The sequence below is a fragment of the Agrobacterium sp. T29 genome (assembly GCF_006970545.1).
In the GTDB taxonomy this organism is placed as follows: Bacteria; Pseudomonadota; Alphaproteobacteria; order Rhizobiales; family Rhizobiaceae; genus Agrobacterium; species Agrobacterium leguminum.
This window is the reverse complement of record NZ_CP040640.1, coordinates 1560943-1576879: the sequence shown is the minus strand read 5'-3', so window position 1 is coordinate 1576879 and position 15937 is coordinate 1560943. Positions and strand designations below refer to the sequence as shown.

At 60.3% G+C, this 15937-nt stretch carries 14 protein-coding genes; 1 reads left to right on the top strand and 13 read right to left on the bottom strand.

Annotated features, from left to right (window positions below; genetic code table 11):
- Positions 1 to 53: 53 nt before the first annotated feature.
- From purQ to FGF54_RS07930, 13 genes are all read right to left on the bottom strand, one after another.
- A complete protein-coding gene (purQ, locus tag FGF54_RS07990) occupies positions 54 to 725 on the bottom strand; it encodes a phosphoribosylformylglycinamidine synthase subunit PurQ (RefSeq protein ID WP_137410602.1) in 672 nt (223 codons plus the stop codon).
- A 19-nt stretch (positions 726 to 744) separates the two neighbouring features.
- Complete coding sequence (purS, locus tag FGF54_RS07985; RefSeq protein WP_003507918.1) at positions 745 to 987, bottom strand: phosphoribosylformylglycinamidine synthase subunit PurS; 243 nt, start codon at positions 985 to 987, stop codon at positions 745 to 747.
- A gap of 56 nt (positions 988 to 1043) precedes the next feature.
- Positions 1044 to 1808 carry a phosphoribosylaminoimidazolesuccinocarboxamide synthase gene (gene purC / locus FGF54_RS07980; protein ID WP_003520440.1) on the bottom strand — a complete coding sequence of 255 codons (765 nt, stop codon included), beginning with the start codon at positions 1806 to 1808 and terminating at the stop codon, positions 1044 to 1046.
- A 203-nt stretch (positions 1809 to 2011) separates the two neighbouring features.
- Positions 2012 to 2575 (bottom strand): alpha/beta hydrolase, encoded by a 564-nt coding sequence (locus FGF54_RS07975; RefSeq protein WP_080816746.1) that lies wholly within the window; start codon positions 2573 to 2575, stop codon positions 2012 to 2014.
- 81 nt (positions 2576 to 2656) lie between these two features.
- Entirely contained in the window at positions 2657 to 3964 is a 1308-nt protein-coding gene (gene purB, locus FGF54_RS07970) for an adenylosuccinate lyase (RefSeq protein WP_020810926.1), read from the bottom strand.
- Positions 3965 to 4024: 60 nt separating this feature from the next.
- Positions 4025 to 4552 carry a hypothetical protein gene (locus FGF54_RS07965; RefSeq protein ID WP_078052783.1) on the bottom strand — a complete coding sequence of 176 codons (528 nt, stop codon included), beginning with the start codon at positions 4550 to 4552 and terminating at the stop codon, positions 4025 to 4027.
- A gap of 44 nt (positions 4553 to 4596) precedes the next feature.
- Positions 4597 to 5274: a ribulose-phosphate 3-epimerase gene (gene rpe, locus FGF54_RS07960; RefSeq protein ID WP_003520447.1), complete on the bottom strand. Its 678-nt coding sequence runs from the start codon at positions 5272 to 5274 to the stop codon at positions 4597 to 4599.
- A gap of 132 nt (positions 5275 to 5406) precedes the next feature.
- Positions 5407 to 6588, bottom strand: coding sequence for a branched-chain amino acid ABC transporter substrate-binding protein (locus tag FGF54_RS07955; protein WP_168208033.1), 1182 nt, complete (start codon positions 6586 to 6588; stop codon positions 5407 to 5409).
- 772 nt (positions 6589 to 7360) lie between these two features.
- Positions 7361 to 7786 carry an NUDIX domain-containing protein gene (locus tag FGF54_RS07950; protein ID WP_059760349.1) on the bottom strand — a complete coding sequence of 142 codons (426 nt, stop codon included), beginning with the start codon at positions 7784 to 7786 and terminating at the stop codon, positions 7361 to 7363.
- An 8-nt stretch (positions 7787 to 7794) separates the two neighbouring features.
- Complete coding sequence (locus tag FGF54_RS07945) at positions 7795 to 9291, bottom strand: DEAD/DEAH box helicase (protein ID WP_003520451.1); 1497 nt, start codon at positions 9289 to 9291, stop codon at positions 7795 to 7797.
- Between the two features lie 219 nt (positions 9292 to 9510).
- Positions 9511 to 10809 carry a M23 family metallopeptidase gene (locus tag FGF54_RS07940; protein ID WP_142779382.1) on the bottom strand — a complete coding sequence of 433 codons (1299 nt, stop codon included), beginning with the start codon at positions 10807 to 10809 and terminating at the stop codon, positions 9511 to 9513.
- A 92-nt stretch (positions 10810 to 10901) separates the two neighbouring features.
- Positions 10902 to 11726, bottom strand: coding sequence for a ferritin-like domain-containing protein (locus FGF54_RS07935; protein ID WP_003522668.1), 825 nt, complete (start codon positions 11724 to 11726; stop codon positions 10902 to 10904).
- 14 nt (positions 11727 to 11740) lie between these two features.
- Entirely contained in the window at positions 11741 to 12208 is a 468-nt protein-coding gene (locus FGF54_RS07930) for a peroxiredoxin (RefSeq protein WP_020810868.1), read from the bottom strand.
- 233 nt (positions 12209 to 12441) lie between these two features.
- Between FGF54_RS07930 and FGF54_RS07925 the strand changes: the two genes are divergently transcribed.
- Entirely contained in the window at positions 12442 to 15825 is a 3384-nt protein-coding gene (locus tag FGF54_RS07925) for a DUF3971 domain-containing protein (RefSeq protein ID WP_142779381.1), read from the top strand.
- Positions 15826 to 15937: the final 112 nt, after the last annotated feature.

Genomic DNA, 15937 nt, shown 5'->3' with positions numbered 1-15937 from the left:
CATAGCCGGAAGCCGGCATCAAAAAAGGCGGGCTTGAAACCCGCCTTGGTCTATCAGGCTGCGATGACGCCAAGCGCCGAAGCGAAGAGGCCGCGGCCGTCATTGCCGCCATGGGCGGCTTCGATCAGGTTTTCCGGGTGTGGCATCATGCCGAGAACGTTGCCCTTGGTGTTGATGACGCCTGCAATGTCGTTCAGCGAGCCGTTGGGATTGGTGCCCTCGGCATAACGGAACACCACCTGGCCGTTGCCTTCAACCGACTTCAGCTCATCCGCATCAAGGAAGTAGTTGCCGTCGTGATGGGCGACGGGGCAGCGCAGGATCTGGCCCTTGTCGTAAGCGCGGGTGAAGTCCGTGTCGTTATTGGCGACTTCGAGCTTCACTTCGCGGCAGACGAATTTCAGCGAGGCGTTGCGCATCAGCGCGCCCGGCAGCATGCCCGCCTCGACCAGAATCTGGAAGCCGTTGCAGACGCCGAGAACCTTGACGCCCTTTTCGGCCTTTTCGCGAATGGCCTGCATGACCGGCATGCGGGCGGCGATGGCGCCGCAGCGCAGATAGTCGCCATAGGAGAAGCCGCCGGGAATGACGATCAGATCGACATCGGGAATGTCCGTTTCCGTCTGCCAGATGGTGACGGGCGCCTGACCGGAGATTTTCGTCAGAGCCGCGATCATGTCGCGGTCGCGGTTGAGGCCGGGAAGTTGGACGACAGCGGATTTCATGGACGGCGGCTCCTGGGCTTCAGAGGATGGCGATTGCGTAGTTTTCGATGACCGTGTTGGCCAGCAGCTTTTCGCACATTGCCTTCAGGTCGGTCTCGGCCTTGGCCTTGTCGGCGCCTTCCAGCTCCAGGTCGAAGACCTTGCCCTGACGGACATGGCCGACGCCACCGAAACCGAGGCTGCCGAGCGCGCCTTCGATTGCCTTGCCCTGCGGATCGAGAACGCCGTTCTTCAGCGTAACAGTCACCCGTGCCTTGATCACCTGATCTTCTCCTGATTTTACCCTTGCGGTGTCGATATTATTTCACGAGGCCGATATTACTTCACGAGGACAGGGCCGGTGCCGCGGATCGGTTCGTTTTCATTGATGATGCCGAGACGGCGCGCGACTTCGGAATAGGCTTCGAGAAGCCCACCCATGTCGCGGCGGAACAGGTCCTTGTCCATCTTTTTCTGAGTTTCGATGTCCCACAGGCGGCAGCTATCGGGCGAAATCTCGTCGGCGAGGATGATGCGCATCATGTCGCCTTCGAAAAGGCGGCCGCATTCGATCTTGAAATCGACGAGCTGGATGCCGACACCGAGGAACAGGCCGGACAGGAAGTCGTTGACGCGGATGGCGAGCGCCATGATGTCGTCAAGCTCGGCGGGGTTGGCCCAGCCGAAAGCCGTGATGTGCTCTTCGGAGACCATCGGGTCTTCCAGCTCATCCGACTTGTAATAGAATTCGATGATGGAGCGCGGCAGAACCACGCCTTCTTCGATGCCGAGGCGCTTCGACAGCGAGCCGGCAGCGACATTGCGCACGACGACTTCGAGCGGGATCATCTCCACTTCCTTGATCAACTGCTCGCGCATGTTGAGGCGGCGGATGAAGTGCGTGGGAATGCCGATCTTGTTCAGATGCGTGAAGACGTATTCGCAGATACGGTTGTTCAGCACGCCCTTGCCGTCAATGACTTCATGCTTCTTCTTGTTGAAGGCGGTCGCATCGTCCTTGAAGAACTGGATAAGCGTGCCTGGCTCCGGACCCTCGTAGAGGATCTTGGCCTTGCCTTCGTAAATACGGCGGCGACGGTTCATAATTGCAGGTCTCTTGGTTGACGCCGATTCTGGTGGCGTTGCGTTTGGTCTTTGAAGCGGTCCCATAAAGGAAAAGAGTGCATTCTACAATGCGGCTCGCATATTTCCCTTCAATTCTTGTGACAGGCTGGCGAAACCGCTGGGCCCTGAAATGAGGCTTCCGGGGCCGATCGAAGGGGAGGCGGTCCGCAGGGCCGGCGCCGTTAGGGCTCGACAGCCTTCAGGCGGCTCAAAAACTGCGCGAAGACCATACCGCCTTCCGGCCACGGACCATGGCCTGACTCGGTGTTGATATGGCCGGACATGCCGGCGTCGATCAAAAGCGAGCCCCAGGCGGCGGCAATGTCATCGGCATGTTCATAAGAGCCGAAAGGATCGTTGCGGCTGGCGATGGTGATCGCCGGGAAAGGTAGCGGATCGCGCGGGTAAGGCCCGAACGTCATCAGATGCTTCGGCCGGATATCGGGATTGGCGACATCGGGCGGCGCGACGAGCAGCGCGCCGGACACCTTCTTGCCGATTTCCGGCAAGGCATGGATGACGGTCGGCACACCGAGCGAATGGGCGACGAGGACGATGGGTCTGGTGGAGGCATTGACCTCTTCCACCAGCCGGGCGACCCAGTCTTCCTTCACGGGTTTGGACCATTCGGCCTGCTCGACGCGGCGGGCGGTGGAAAGCTTGCGCTCCCAGCGGCTCTGCCAGTGGTCGGGGCCGGAATTGGTATAACCGGGGACGATCAGGATATCTGCTTCTGAAACTTTCATGCGCCCATATCTGTGTTGTGATGCCGCCGCGATCAAGGTCGCGGCGGCATTAACTTCAAGGTCTCAAACTCAGTTCAAGTCTCAGGCGTTTCCGAAGACGCGGGTGAAGATCGTGTCGACATGCTTGGTGTGGTAGCCGAGGTCGAACTTTTCGCGGATCACCTCTTCGGGAAGTGCGGCGCGCACTTCCTCGTCACCCAGCAGCTCCTCAAGGAAATCGGCGCCCTGTTCCCAGACCTTCATGGCGTTGCGCTGTACCAGACGGTAGGCGTCTTCACGCGATACGCCGGCCTGCGTCAGCGCCAGGAGAACGCGCTGCGAATGCACGAGGCCGCGGAACTTGTTCATGTTCTTCAGCATGTTGTCCGGATAGATCACGAGCTTTTCGATGACACCGGCCAGGCGGTTCAGCGCGAAATCGAGAGTGACAGTGGTATCGGGACCGATGGCGCGCTCGACGGAGGAGTGGCTGATATCGCGCTCGTGCCACAGCGCCACGTTTTCCATGGCCGGAACCACCGACATGCGCACCAGACGGGCAAGGCCGGTCAGGTTTTCGGTCAGAACCGGGTTGCGCTTGTGCGGCATGGCGGACGAGCCCTTCTGGCCCGGCGAGAAGAATTCTTCCGCTTCCAGAACCTCGGTGCGCTGCATGTGGCGGATTTCGATGGCGACGTTTTCAATCGACGAGGCGATGACGCCGAGGGTTGCGAAGAACATGGCGTGGCGGTCACGCGGGATGACCTGCGTGGAGACCGGCTCGGGGATGAGACCGAGCTTGGCACAGACATGTTCTTCGACGCGCGGGTCGATATTGGCGAAGGTGCCGACGGCGCCGGAGATCGCACCCGTGGCGATTTCCGCACGGGCATTAACGAGGCGCTCACGGTTGCGGTGCATCTCGGCATAGAAGCGGGCAAAGGTCAGGCCCATGGTGGTCGGCTCGGCATGGATGCCGTGGCTGCGGCCGATGCGCACCGTGTTCTTGTGTTCGAAGGCGCGGGTCTTCAGCGCCGCCAGCACCCGGTCCATGTCGGCGAGCAGCAAATCGGCGGCGCGTACGAGCTGGATGTTGAGCGTGGTATCGAGCACGTCCGACGAGGTCATGCCCTGATGCACGAAACGGCTGTCGGGACCGACAAATTCGGCAAGATGGGTGAGGAAGGCGATGACGTCATGCTTGGTGACGGCTTCGATCTCATCGATGCGGGCGACGTCGAAGGTGGCGCTGCCGCCCTTTTCCCAGATGGTCTGGGCAGCGGACTTCGGGATAACGCCGAGTTCGGCAAGTGCGTCACAGGCATATGCCTCGATCTCGAACCAGATGCGGAACTTTGTTTCCGGCGACCAGATGGCGACCATTTCCGGCCGGGAATAACGAGGGATCATGGCAATGACTTTCTTTGTGGAGGAAATTTGCTGCCCGTTTAGCAAAGTGTTCCGGTAATCTCAATCTATCAAGCTACATGCCTCTGTTGCTCGTTGCGCACGTCGGCAGAGGATCGCGCCCGCAGGCAGGAGCGGAACGATGGCAAAGGGAAAATATAAGCCAGGGCCGAGAATGCAGAACTGGTAAATCGCGCCGAGCGATGTGAAGAGCTGCTGGAAAAACCAGATGCGGGAGAATGCCGGCGCGTGCCATTGCGCATAAAAAATACGGTATTCGAAAGCGAAAAACGCCGCCGCAACTGCCAGCGTGAAAAAAGCGATGGCAAGACAGGCCGCCACGAAACGCAGCGGCAGGGCGGCTGAAGCAGGGAGAAGGTGCAGCGCCGCCATGGCCAGCAGCCAGCCGAAGAGGCCGCCCGCGAAGAAAAGCATGATTATGTCGGCGGCATGGTCGGTTTCCAGCCGGTTCCTGACATAGAGGCCGATAGCGGCGGCGGCGCTGGAACAGACGGCCCAGACAAGCGCGCCGAGCAGCGGAAACAGCGCTGCCGAAGCCGTGTCACGGAAACCCCGCCTGTCGCTTTCCATGCCGATCCCCCAACGCCTTGCCGTGCGCCCTTCGGCGGCGGCGGTTATGTCCGCGCGGCTTCCGCTGCGTGGCGCAGTTGCGCGACCGTCTTGCGGTAGTCGGCGACGCCGTCGCCCTTGAAGATGGCCGAGCCGGCCACCAGCGCATTTGCACCGGCGGCAACGATCGCGCCTGCGGTTTCCGCCGTCACGCCGCCATCCACTTCGAGTTCGATCGGCCGGTCGCCGATCATGGCCTTTGCCGCGCGGATCTTGTCCAGCATGGCCGGAATGAACTTCTGCCCGCCAAAACCGGGGTTGACGCTCATGATCAGGACGAGGTCGACATCATCAAGAACGTTTTCGATGACCGAAAGCGGTGTTGCGGGGTTGAGCGTCACGCCGGCCTTTCTGCCGAGCCCGCGGATCGTCTGCAGCGAGCGGTGCAGGTGAGGCCCGGCTTCGGCATGCACGGTGATGCTGTCGCAGCCCGCCTTGGCGAAGGCTTCGAGGTACGGGTCGACGGGTGCGATCATCAGATGGCAGTCGAAGAAGGCCATGCTGTGCGGCCGCAGCGCCTTGATGACATCCGGCCCGAAGGAGATGTTGGGGACGAAATGGCCATCCATCACATCGAGATGAATCCAGTCCGCGCCCGCTTCCGTGACATCGGCGACTTCCTGTCCGAGCTTGGCGAAATCGGCAGCCAGAATGGACGGGGCTATGCGGATGGGCAGGGACATGGGGCAAACTCCTCTCGACGCGTTGCGTAAGCTGCCTTTAACACCAAGTATCGGGGTTTGAAACGGCTGGCGGCGCGGTTGCGGACGGTTTTCAGCTACGTTTCCTCGAATTTTCGGCGGCGCGGGTTTCGCCTATTGTCTTTCGGCCTTGTCCGCCGGTTCGAAGCGCTGGCCGTTCCACCGCTGCAGGCGATAGGGATTGTCCGAAAGGTCATGCGTCGGGCTGAAGCCGAGGTCGCCGAGCACGGTTTTGAAAACGGTGCCGCCCGCCAGTATCTCCGGCGCGGGTTTCGACTGCGCCTGCGTGGCTTCCGCAAGGGCGGCGGTAAGTTCCGCCGCCGCATAGGCCGGCAGGACGTAACCTTCCGGCTCGATGCCGGCGCCGCGCAGTTCGCCAGCAACCGCCTGGGCCGATGGCAGGGTATCATAGGCCGGGCGGGTGACCGCCAGCACATTCGCGGCCAAGGGGACCGGATTGTTGGCCGCATTCATGGCATCGCCGCCCATGACGGTGAGGGGAATGTTCTCCGACCCGGCATCTCTGGCAATGATGGCGACGTCGTTGCGTTCCGCGCCCACGAAGACATGGGAAATGCCGGTGCGCGCCAGCCGGCGCACCAGCGCCACCTGCTGTTCCTGGTTGGGACGCATCGTATCGGCAAGGGTGGGCTTCAGGCCGTTTTCCTCGAGCGACGAGCGGATGCGGTCGACCAGTTCGCGGCTGTAGATCGTGCCGTCATCCACAAGTCCGATGGAATGTCCCTTCCAGTCGCGCAGGATGATCTCCGCGATCCTGTCCGATTCGGCCCTGTCTGACGGGGCGAGGCGAAAGAGCGGCCAGCCGTATTTCAGGGCGTCTTCCATCAGGATCGGCGCGCGGCTGGAAAGCGTGATGGCGGGAATGGCGGCCGCTTTCAGCGGCGGCAGGACATCCTGAAGCGTTTCGGTGCACAAGAAACCGATTGCGGCGCTGACCTTGGCGGCCACGAGGCCATCAGCAATGGCGCCGCCGCTGCCATCTTCGCAGCTTTCATGGATTTCGACGACATCCAGCCCGAGCTTCGCCGCCGCCGCCTTCGCACCCTGCCGTACCTGCTGCCCCAGAAGTTCGTAAGGGCCGCTCTGGGGCGCAACGATGCCAATCGATGCCGCGCTTGCTGAGCCCGCAAGGGCAAAACCGGCGATGATCGTTAGCAGGCGAAGTGAAAGCATGATGTGATAGAAATCCTGTTGTCCCGGCTTGATGTTTATCGGCAACAACCGGTTTTCCAAAGGAAAAATCGCCGATGTTCCATCATATTCGCATATCGCCATCCGCGGGACGGCGGATTTGCTCTGAAGTTGTCCGATTCGAGAGGGCGGGTCGTCGTCGCAGCTTGTAGTTGTTGCTGTTCGATATAATTGCGCACCATGTTTTTATTGAAGGATTATTTTTGCCGACGAGCAATTCGCTCCCGCGCCGGATGGGTGGGGAAGTATTTCACATCATTGTCGCGGCGGGCGTTACTTCATAAATCCATTACATGTGGCGCGTATAAGCACAGTTTAGAAAAAGTCGGTCTGCGATTCTGCTTTTTAAAGTGCAGCACAAAAAGATGCACATTTTATTTTCATATTTGTAATTTATTGATATATAACGTAAATATATAAACCTTCCCATCGTTCACCTCTTTTTCGCCATGTTTTTTTCGCATTTGCGAGAAGATTTGCTTGACGGAAAGTAAATGATTAGCTTAGATGTAACTGTTTCAGGGGACGACTGAAATTGGCTGTAATAGGCCTCGGAAAGTGTTCCGAATATAAGCACTGCCAGACTATATTGGGTTTCATATTCTATTTTTTTCATTACGTATAAACCGCTTCGGGAAACTGGGGCGGTTTTTTACGTGGAGCTAATTTAAGCAATTTAAAATTGAATTAGGAAACTCCTGCGCAAAGACGTTCTTTCATTTTTGAATTTATGGAAAAGATATCGCGCGGAGGGAGCGAGGCCGGCTCCGACGTACACATCAACATAACTGCTTGAAAATGCCCGTTGACGGCCATTATCGCCCGCGAGCGAGTTCGGTCGGGCGCCTGTGCGGCTTTATTTCAGGGCGGCCAGAGCGTCCCTGGCAAAGGCGGAGATGGGTTCGGGAAGCTTATCCGGATCGAACCAGCCGATGGCGGAAAGCTTGTCGGGTTCGGTCAGTGCCGGCTCACCCTGCGCATCGCGGGTGACGAAGATCAGCGAAACCCAATGGTGGCGATCTTCCGTATCGATGAATTCGCTATGGCAGAGAAATTCGACGGTGCCGATCTTGAGCCCGGTTTCCTCTTCGGCCTCGCGGCGTGCTGCGGCGAGGGAAGTTTCAAGGTGATCGACCTTGCCGCCCGGAATGCTCCAGTATCCGGCTTCCGGCGCCTTCAGGCGCCGGCATAAAAGCACGCGGCCATCACGCATGATGGCGAGGCCGACGCCGACACCCGGAAAATCGAGACCTGGCCTGGCGGTCGGCGTCACGCTGTCCATTCCCGCGGTCAGGCCTTGGCGTTGGCCACGATCAGCATGAAAGCGGGGATGTCGTCGCCGAAACCAACCGGTGTCGGGCCATCGTCGTGGTCGCGATAATGGCGGCGGCGGTCGCGGTTGTCGTCATTGGCGTGCAGCGGATTGCGGCTGTTGCGGTCGGAATTGCGCGGGGTCTTTTCCTGCTTGCGTTCTGCTTTCACCTTGTCGTCTCCATGAGCCGCGATGTCCGTGTCCGCAGCGGATTGTGCACCCTGATTGATGTTTTCGACCGGCGCTGCGTCGCGACGGTTGCGGTCGCGGCCCCTGCCGCCCCGTTCCTTGCCCCGGCGGCCGGAATTGCTTTCAAAGCTTTCCATCGGCGCGGGAAGGGTGGAGAGGTCACCGTTCTGCCACTCGATCTTTTCGCCGATCAGCTTTTCGATCGCGTCGAGATACTTCGTGTCGCTTCTGGTGACGATGGTGAAGGCCTTGCCCGAGCGGCCGGCACGACCGGTACGGCCGATGCGGTGGACATAGTCTTCCGAATGAATGGGAATATCGAAGTTGAAGACGTGGCTGACATCGGGGATGTCCAGGCCGCGTGCGGCAACGTCGGAGGCGACGAGCAGCTTCAGATTGCCGTCCTTGAAGTTCTGCAGCATCGTGGTGCGCGAACGCTGGTCCATGTCGCCATGCAGCGCGCCGACGGAAAAACCGTGACGGTCGAGCGAGCGGAACAGGTCTGCCACATCCTTCTTGCGGTTGCAGAAGATGATGGCGTTCTTCAGTTCGGCTTCTTCGGCGCGGACGAGATCGCGCAGCACGGCGCGCTTTTCATAGTCCTTGTTGTGCGCGGCGACGATGCGCTGGGCAACGGTCTTTGCCGTGGAGGAGGGCTTGGCGACCTCGACACGGACGGGGTTCTGCAGGAACCGGTCGGCCAGCTTCTGGATTTCAGGCGGCATGGTGGCCGAGAAGAACAGCGTCTGCCGGGTAAACGGGATCATCTTGGCGATGCGCTCGATATCGGGAATGAAGCCCATGTCCAGCATACGGTCGGCTTCGTCGATGACGAGGATTTCCACGCCGGTCATCAAAAGCTTGCCGCGCTCGCAATGGTCGAGAAGGCGGCCGGGGGTGCAGATCAGCACATCGGCGCCGCGCTCAAGCTTGCGGTCCTGGTCTTCGAAGGAAACGCCGCCGATGAGAAGGGCGACGTTCAGCTTGTGATTCTTGCCGTATTTCTCGAAGTTCTCCGCCACCTGCGCTGCCAGCTCACGGGTTGGCTCGAGGATCAGCGTGCGCGGCATTCTGGCGCGGGCGCGGCCCTTTTCGAGCAGGGTGAGCATCGGCAGAACGAAGGACGCGGTTTTGCCCGTGCCGGTCTGTGCGATACCGCAGATATCACGCTTTTCCAGCGCCGGCGGAATGGCGCCAGCCTGAATGGGTGTCGGCGTCGTGTAGCCGGCATCTGCAATAGCGGAAAGAACTTTTTGGCTCAGGCCAAGATCAGAGAATGTTGTCAAAGGAAGAACTTTTTCCGTTCTGGTTCGGTAAGAACACCTGCGTGCCGCGACGGCACTTGCAAAGACTTGGCGCGGGGATATGCCCAAATTGCCGGAAAGTCAAGGAAACAACGGGAAAAGCGCGCGAAACAGCGGGGTTCGGGCGGGGCATCTGGGCCTTTGGTGCAAATTTCAGCGATTTATCGTAAAAAGCGCAAAAAAAGCATTAAAATCGGGCTGCTATTTTAAATAGGTTTTGAGTTCCGTTCCGGCGATCAGGAACCGCATCGGATCGACCGGCGTATCGTTGCGGCGCACCTCGTAATGCACATGCGGACCGGTGGAGCGACCGGTGCTGCCGGCGCGGCCGATGACGTCGCCGGCCTCGACCCTGTCGCCGGCTTTCACCAGAATGGCGGAGAGATGCCCGAATCGCGTCGACACGCCCTGGCCGTGATCGATCTCGACCATATTGCCGTAGCCGCCGGAATTTTCCGCGACCGTCACCTTGCCCGCGCCGGTGGATTTGACGTCAGCCCCGGTTTCGGCGCGAAAATCGATGCCGGTATGAAGGGCCGGGCGGCCGAGAAACGGATCCATCCGGTTGCCGAATCGGCTGGTGATCGCCCGACCGGGGGCCGGGTTGCCGAAGGGCAGGTTGGTCGCGGTTTCCTTGACGATGTCGAGCCGGTTCAGCGCATTGTCGAGATTGGTGAGCGACAGGTTGAAAGGATCGGTGTCACCGCGCTGGGGATCGGCATAGGGGCCGCCTATGTCGTCGTTGCCGTTCTCTTCGATTTTCAGGCCCGCCTGCCGGATGATGTCCTGCATCGCATTCGCCTTGTCCTCGGCGTCGCTGGTCAGTCTGGCGATGCGCGATATCTGCTGGCGTTCGATATCCTTCAGCGACAGGGTCACCTTGGAAAACACCCGGTCGGCCCGGTCGGATGGCGTTTCGCCGGCTTCGGGTACATAGGCGGCGCGTCTGTCCGATGTGGCGGGCTTTTCCGCCTGCGGCTTGCGTGGCGTCATCAGCTTTTCAATGGCCGAAAGGCCGCCGGAGAGGTCGGCGCGTTTTTCCGGCGCCATGGCGTTCGAAAGAGACGAGGGCCCGGCCGGGGAGGCGGCGATGCCGGAGTTCTCGGCGCGCTCCAGCAATTCGCTCATACGGCCGTGCCGCGAAGTCAGCGCCGCCTGCTGTTCCAGCAGCTTTTCCACTTTCTTTTCAACGACCTGCTGATCGAGCAACTGCCGGGAGGTGACACGGTCCACCTGGGCTCTCAGCGCTGCGATGCGGTCTTCATAGTCGTTCTGCATGCGGGTCTGGCGGGCCATGGTCGCGCCGATCAGGTCGTCACGCAAAATGAGATAGCCTGTGGCTCCGAGATAACCGAGCGAGAAAAGGCCGATCGTGCAGCCGGCAAGCGCCGCCATCCACGGACGGATGGTCATGTGCCGCACCCTGTCGCCGCGCGCGAGAATGAGCACGTGCGGCTCACGCTTTTTGCCGAATACCCGGTTTTCCGCCGTATCAGTCACAATCTCTCTCCGGACTGGCCGATTTCTTAAGGGAAATCATAATTCGTTAAGGTTAACGAAGTTTTGCCGGAGAGGCCTTTCGGCGGTGTCGGCTATTGGCTGACGGATGTGAGCGAGCGATAAAAGGAAGGCGTCAGGCCGGCCTCGGCGCGGGCAATGTCGTTGAAGGGCGGTTTCAAAGGGCCGCGGAAATTGGCGCGCACCAGTTGCCTGAAGGTTGCGGCCGGGTCCTTCTTTTCACGCGCGCACAGGAACCGGAACCATTTCGCGCCGATGGCGACATGGCCCTTTTCGTCATTATAGATGACATCGAGAACGGCAGCGCTTTCAAGATCGCCGGTCTCGCGCATCTTCGCCTGCAGGGAAGGGGTGACGTCCAGTCCGCGCGCTTCCAGGATGAGCGGGACGACTGCGAGCCGTGCGGTGAGATCGTTGCGGGTGGAATGCGCGGCCTGCCAGAGCCCGTCATGGGCCGGCAGATCGCCATAGTCCGCGCCGAGGCTTCTCAGCCTGTCCCGCACCAGCCGGAAATGTTTCGCCTCCTCGAAGGCGACCTGCATCCAGCCATCGAAAAAGGAATGCGGCACCGGCTCGCTGGCATAACGGGCGACGATATCGAGCGCGAGATCGACGGCGTTGAGTTCGATATGGGCTATGGCGTGCAGCAGCGCGATGCGGCCCTTGATGCTGTGTAGGGAGCGGCGTTCCACGGCGGTCGGCGGCACGAGTTCCGGCTTCTCGGGCCTGCCCGGCCGCTCAGGCAGCGGTGGGTCGAGCGGCGAGCGCAGCGACAGGCGGCGCTCGAACCAGCGTGTCGCCGTTTCCTGCGCGAGCGCGGTCTTTCTGTCGAGATCGGCGCTCACGATGGCATCCGTCGCGCCGCCTCGCAGCGAGATGATTTTGAACGGGGGCGTCACGACGGGTTGGTCCCTCAGAGCTTCTTCACAGCCTCGAGAACGGCCTGGGCATGGCCCGCGACCTTCACCTTGTTCCAGATTTCCGCGATTTTTCCATCCGGGGCCACGAGGACGGTCGTGCGTTCGACGCCCATGTATTTTTTTCCATACATGCTTTTTTCCTTCCAGACGCCATAGGCTTCCAGAACCTTCCTCTCCTCGTCGGAAGCGAGCATGACGGAAAGCGAATGTTTTGCCGCAAACTTGTCGTGGCTTTTAACGCTGTCGGGCGAAATGCCGATGACGACGGCGTTGGCTGCCTCGAATTCGCCGCCCAGCGCGCTGAAGTCGATGGCTTCTGCGGTGCAGCCGGAAGTATCGTCCTTCGGATAGAAATAGAGGATGACGGCCTTGCCTTGCAGTTTGGACAATGTCACCGTCCCTTCACCGTTGCGGGGCAAAGTAAAATCGGGAGCCGGGCCGCCAATCGTCAAGTCTGTCATAATCTACCTTTCTTTCGCCGGGATGTTGAGGAAAAGTCGCCACATTCGATATATAGCGAAACCGCGCGTCGTCCAGATCACTATTTAGATTTCAGGTCGAACGATCTTAAATCTCAATCGTTATCCGGGCTAAAGAATTAAAGCGGGATTCCGGACGAAAACCGCTTACACTTTTCGCCATCCCGCTTCGGTGTTGCGGCGAAACAAAGCTATTCAAGGGCAAACACGGGCGTATGGCTGAAGTCAGGGGTGAAAAGGTCAAGTTCGGCAGACGCGATATCATTGCGCTGCACGATCTTCCTTCGGCGCAGGCCGAAGATCCCATCATCGTGCATTGCCCGGCACCGCGCTCCATGGTGCGTGCCTTCATCAAGATTTTCGCAGCGCTTTTCGTGCTGGCCTTCCTGTCCATTGGCGGCATCATTCTTTCCGTCGAGACAGGATCGATCGACGCGACGCTTTCCAGCCAGGCGCAGCAGGCGCTGGAAAGGGCGCTCGGCCCCCATTACAGCGCGCGGATCGGTTCTTCGGCGATCAGGTTTTCCACCGGGCTGCGCCTTGCGCTGGTGGCGGAGGACGTGGATATCATCGAGAAGGAATCCGGCCAGCATATGAGCCGGGCGCGGGCAATCGGCATGGCGCTCGATCCGCTTGCGCTTCTTACCGGCCGCGTCTCGGTGGAGAGCCTCGAGGCCGACGGGATGGAGCTCGATACGGCGCTTTTGCCCAAGGGTAACGGGTTCGATCTCGCCAGCGTCAAGCTCGACGCCGTGCCGCAGCAATTGCAGGAGGCCTTCGGGCAGCTGGACAAGCTCGCTCAGGCTTTTCTGAGCAGCGGAACCGAGGAAATCGATATTTCCAGCGTTTCGGTTCACCTGCCGCCTGGAGAGTTGGGCAAGCCGCGCACCGTCGAAGTGCGTGAACTGTCGCTGACGCCCGATCAGCAGGGCGGATATTCGCTCGATGGAGAAACGCTGTTTAACGGTGAAATTGCCAGCGTGTCGCTGCAGACTTCGGGATCGGGTGGCCGGATAGACGGTTTTGAAGCCCGCATCGACGGTTTCGATATCGGCCCGTTTCTTGAGAAATACGATCCCGACGGAAATCTCCATGAAGGCCTGAACGTCAAGACGGGTATCAATATTGTCGCTCGGCGCGCCATGGAAGGGCAGGAGCCACAGCTGGAGATTGCGCTCGGCCTCGGCAATGGAACGCTGATGATCGGCGGTGAGTCCCAGACCTTTACGGCTGGCAACGTCCATGCACGTTATGACTTTGCCAAAAGCACCCTTGTCATCGACAATTCGCGGCTGGAGCTCGGGCGGACAATTCTTCCGGTCGCCGGTGAAATCAGCGATACGGAAGAAGGTTTCGGCCTTTCGCTGCGGATCGACAACGCCGTTGCTTCGTCCGAAGCTTCGGGCGAGGCCCCGGTTCCTTTCAGCCTGAAGGCCGACGGGCATTTTACGGCGGCGACGAAGCAGCTCGACGTTCCCTCGCTTTATGTGACAGGCCCGCTCGGAGACATGGCGGGATCGCTGAAAATCCGGTTCGGCCAGGGGTCGCCGGAAATCAGCTTCGGCGGGCAGATTCCGAAGATGGAGGCCACGGCGGTCAAGCAGCTCTGGCCGTTCTGGATGGCGCACAAGCCGCGCGACTGGGTGGTGTCCAATCTCTACGGCGGCACCGTCACCAATGGCTCAATCGCGATCTTCATCCCGCAGGGACGGATGTGCGGCCCCGGCTGCCCGCTGGTGCTCGGCGAAAGCGAAATGCAGATCCGTTTCGATATCGACGATACGCGTCTCAATACCACCGGCGACATTCCGCCGTTGCGCGATGTCGACGCGCATTTCGATCTCGTCGGCGGCAAGATGGCCGTCGATATCAAGCGGGGGACATCCTATTTCCCGTCGAACCGGTCGCTTGCGCTGGAAAACAGCCGTTTTCTCATTTCCGCTGTTTACGACAAGCCGCTGCTCGGAAATCTCGAACTGAACGTTTCGGGCTCGGCCGATGCCGTGGCCGAGCTTGCGGCGCTCAAACCCATCAATGCGCTCAAGAATACGCAGTTCAAGCCGGAGGATTTCACCGGCGATGTCAAGGCCCATGCTAACCTGACCGTTGGCCTGCTTTCCAGCCATAACCCGCCTCCGCCGGTGTGGACGGCCGATCTCGATCTGAAGAACCTGTCCCTGACCAAGCCCTTTGCGGGCCACAAGGTAACTGCGCTCGACGGTTTCATGACGCTGGACGACCGCCAGCTCAAACTGGAGGGCAGGGGCCGCGTGGACGACGTCCCGATGGACATCGTGATGACGGAGCCGGTGAGTAAGAACAGCGATATCGCGCCGACGCTGTCGCTGAAGGCAAGCCTGAACGAAACGCAGGTTGCCAAGCTCGCTCCGGAACTTTCCACGGTCCTCGGCGGCACGACGGTGATTGAAATCGACGGCGCCGACCCGAAACGCCAGGATATCCGGCTCGATCTGACCAAGGCGTCGATCATTCTGCCGGGGCTCGGCTGGAGCAAGGGTATCGGCATTCCCGCCAGCGCCACCTTCACCATGGAAATGGGAGACGGGCGCACGACGATCAGCGACTTCTCGCTCGACGGCGACGGCTTCGGCGCTGCCGGCGATATCGCCTTCAGCAAGAACGGGCTGATTTCAGCCGATCTCAGCCGCGTGCAGCTTTCGCCCTCCGATAATTACGCCGTTTCGGTCGCCGCTTCGAAGAACGGCTATATCATCAACGCATCGGGGAAATCCGCCGATGTCAGGCCTTTCCTCTCGAAGCTTCGCAGCTCTTCCGGCAGCGGCGACGGCACGTCGCGTTCGCAGCCATCCCTTGCCATCAAGACGCAATTCGACAAGGTCTATGGGTTCAACGATGAAATCCTTGCCAATGTCAGTTCCGATGTCAGCGTGCGGGACGGCAAGGTCCGCTCGATCGATTTCCGAGGCGTCACCGGTAACGGCCAGGCGGTGGTGGCGCAGACCGTCAATCGCGGGGCGACGGGAACCGTGACGCTGACCAGCAGCGACGCGGGGTCGCTCGCCCGTTTCGCCAATATCTACAGCCGTATTCGCGGCGGCCTTCTCAACCTCGCACTGACGACCTCCAATGGCAGCGACTGGAGCGGATCGCTCGACCTGCGCAATTTTGCCGTCGTCAACGAAGCCAAGCTGCAGGACATCGTCGCCACGCCGACGGGTGAGGATGGCAGGAGCCTCAACAATGCGGTGCGCCGCAATATCGATGTCAGCTCGGAAAAATTCCAGCGCGGCTTTGCCCGGCTGGTTTATGTCAACGGTTCGGTGGCGGTGGAAAACGGCGTCGTGCGCGGCGAGCAGATCGGCGCGACCTTCCAGGGGCTGCTGAAGGACCAGAGCGGCCGCATGGACATGACCGGCACCTTCATGCCCGCCTATGGCCTGAACCGGCTGTTCGGCGAGCTGCCCTTCATCGGCATCTTCCTCGGCAACGGCCGCGACCGGGGCTTGCTCGGCATTACCTTCAAGCTCTCCGGCCAGACGGACCAGCCGAAGCTGACGATCAATCCGCTGTCGTTGATCGCGCCGGGCGTCTTCCGGCAGATTTTCGAATTTCAGTGAATGGAGCGTCGCAAAGCTTGGCGCAAGCGGCTGTTTGGCGAGAACGGGTGCACCCGCACTCCGTCACCCCGGACCTGATCCGGGGTCCAGTGCGATCAAGTCCTTGATCGCG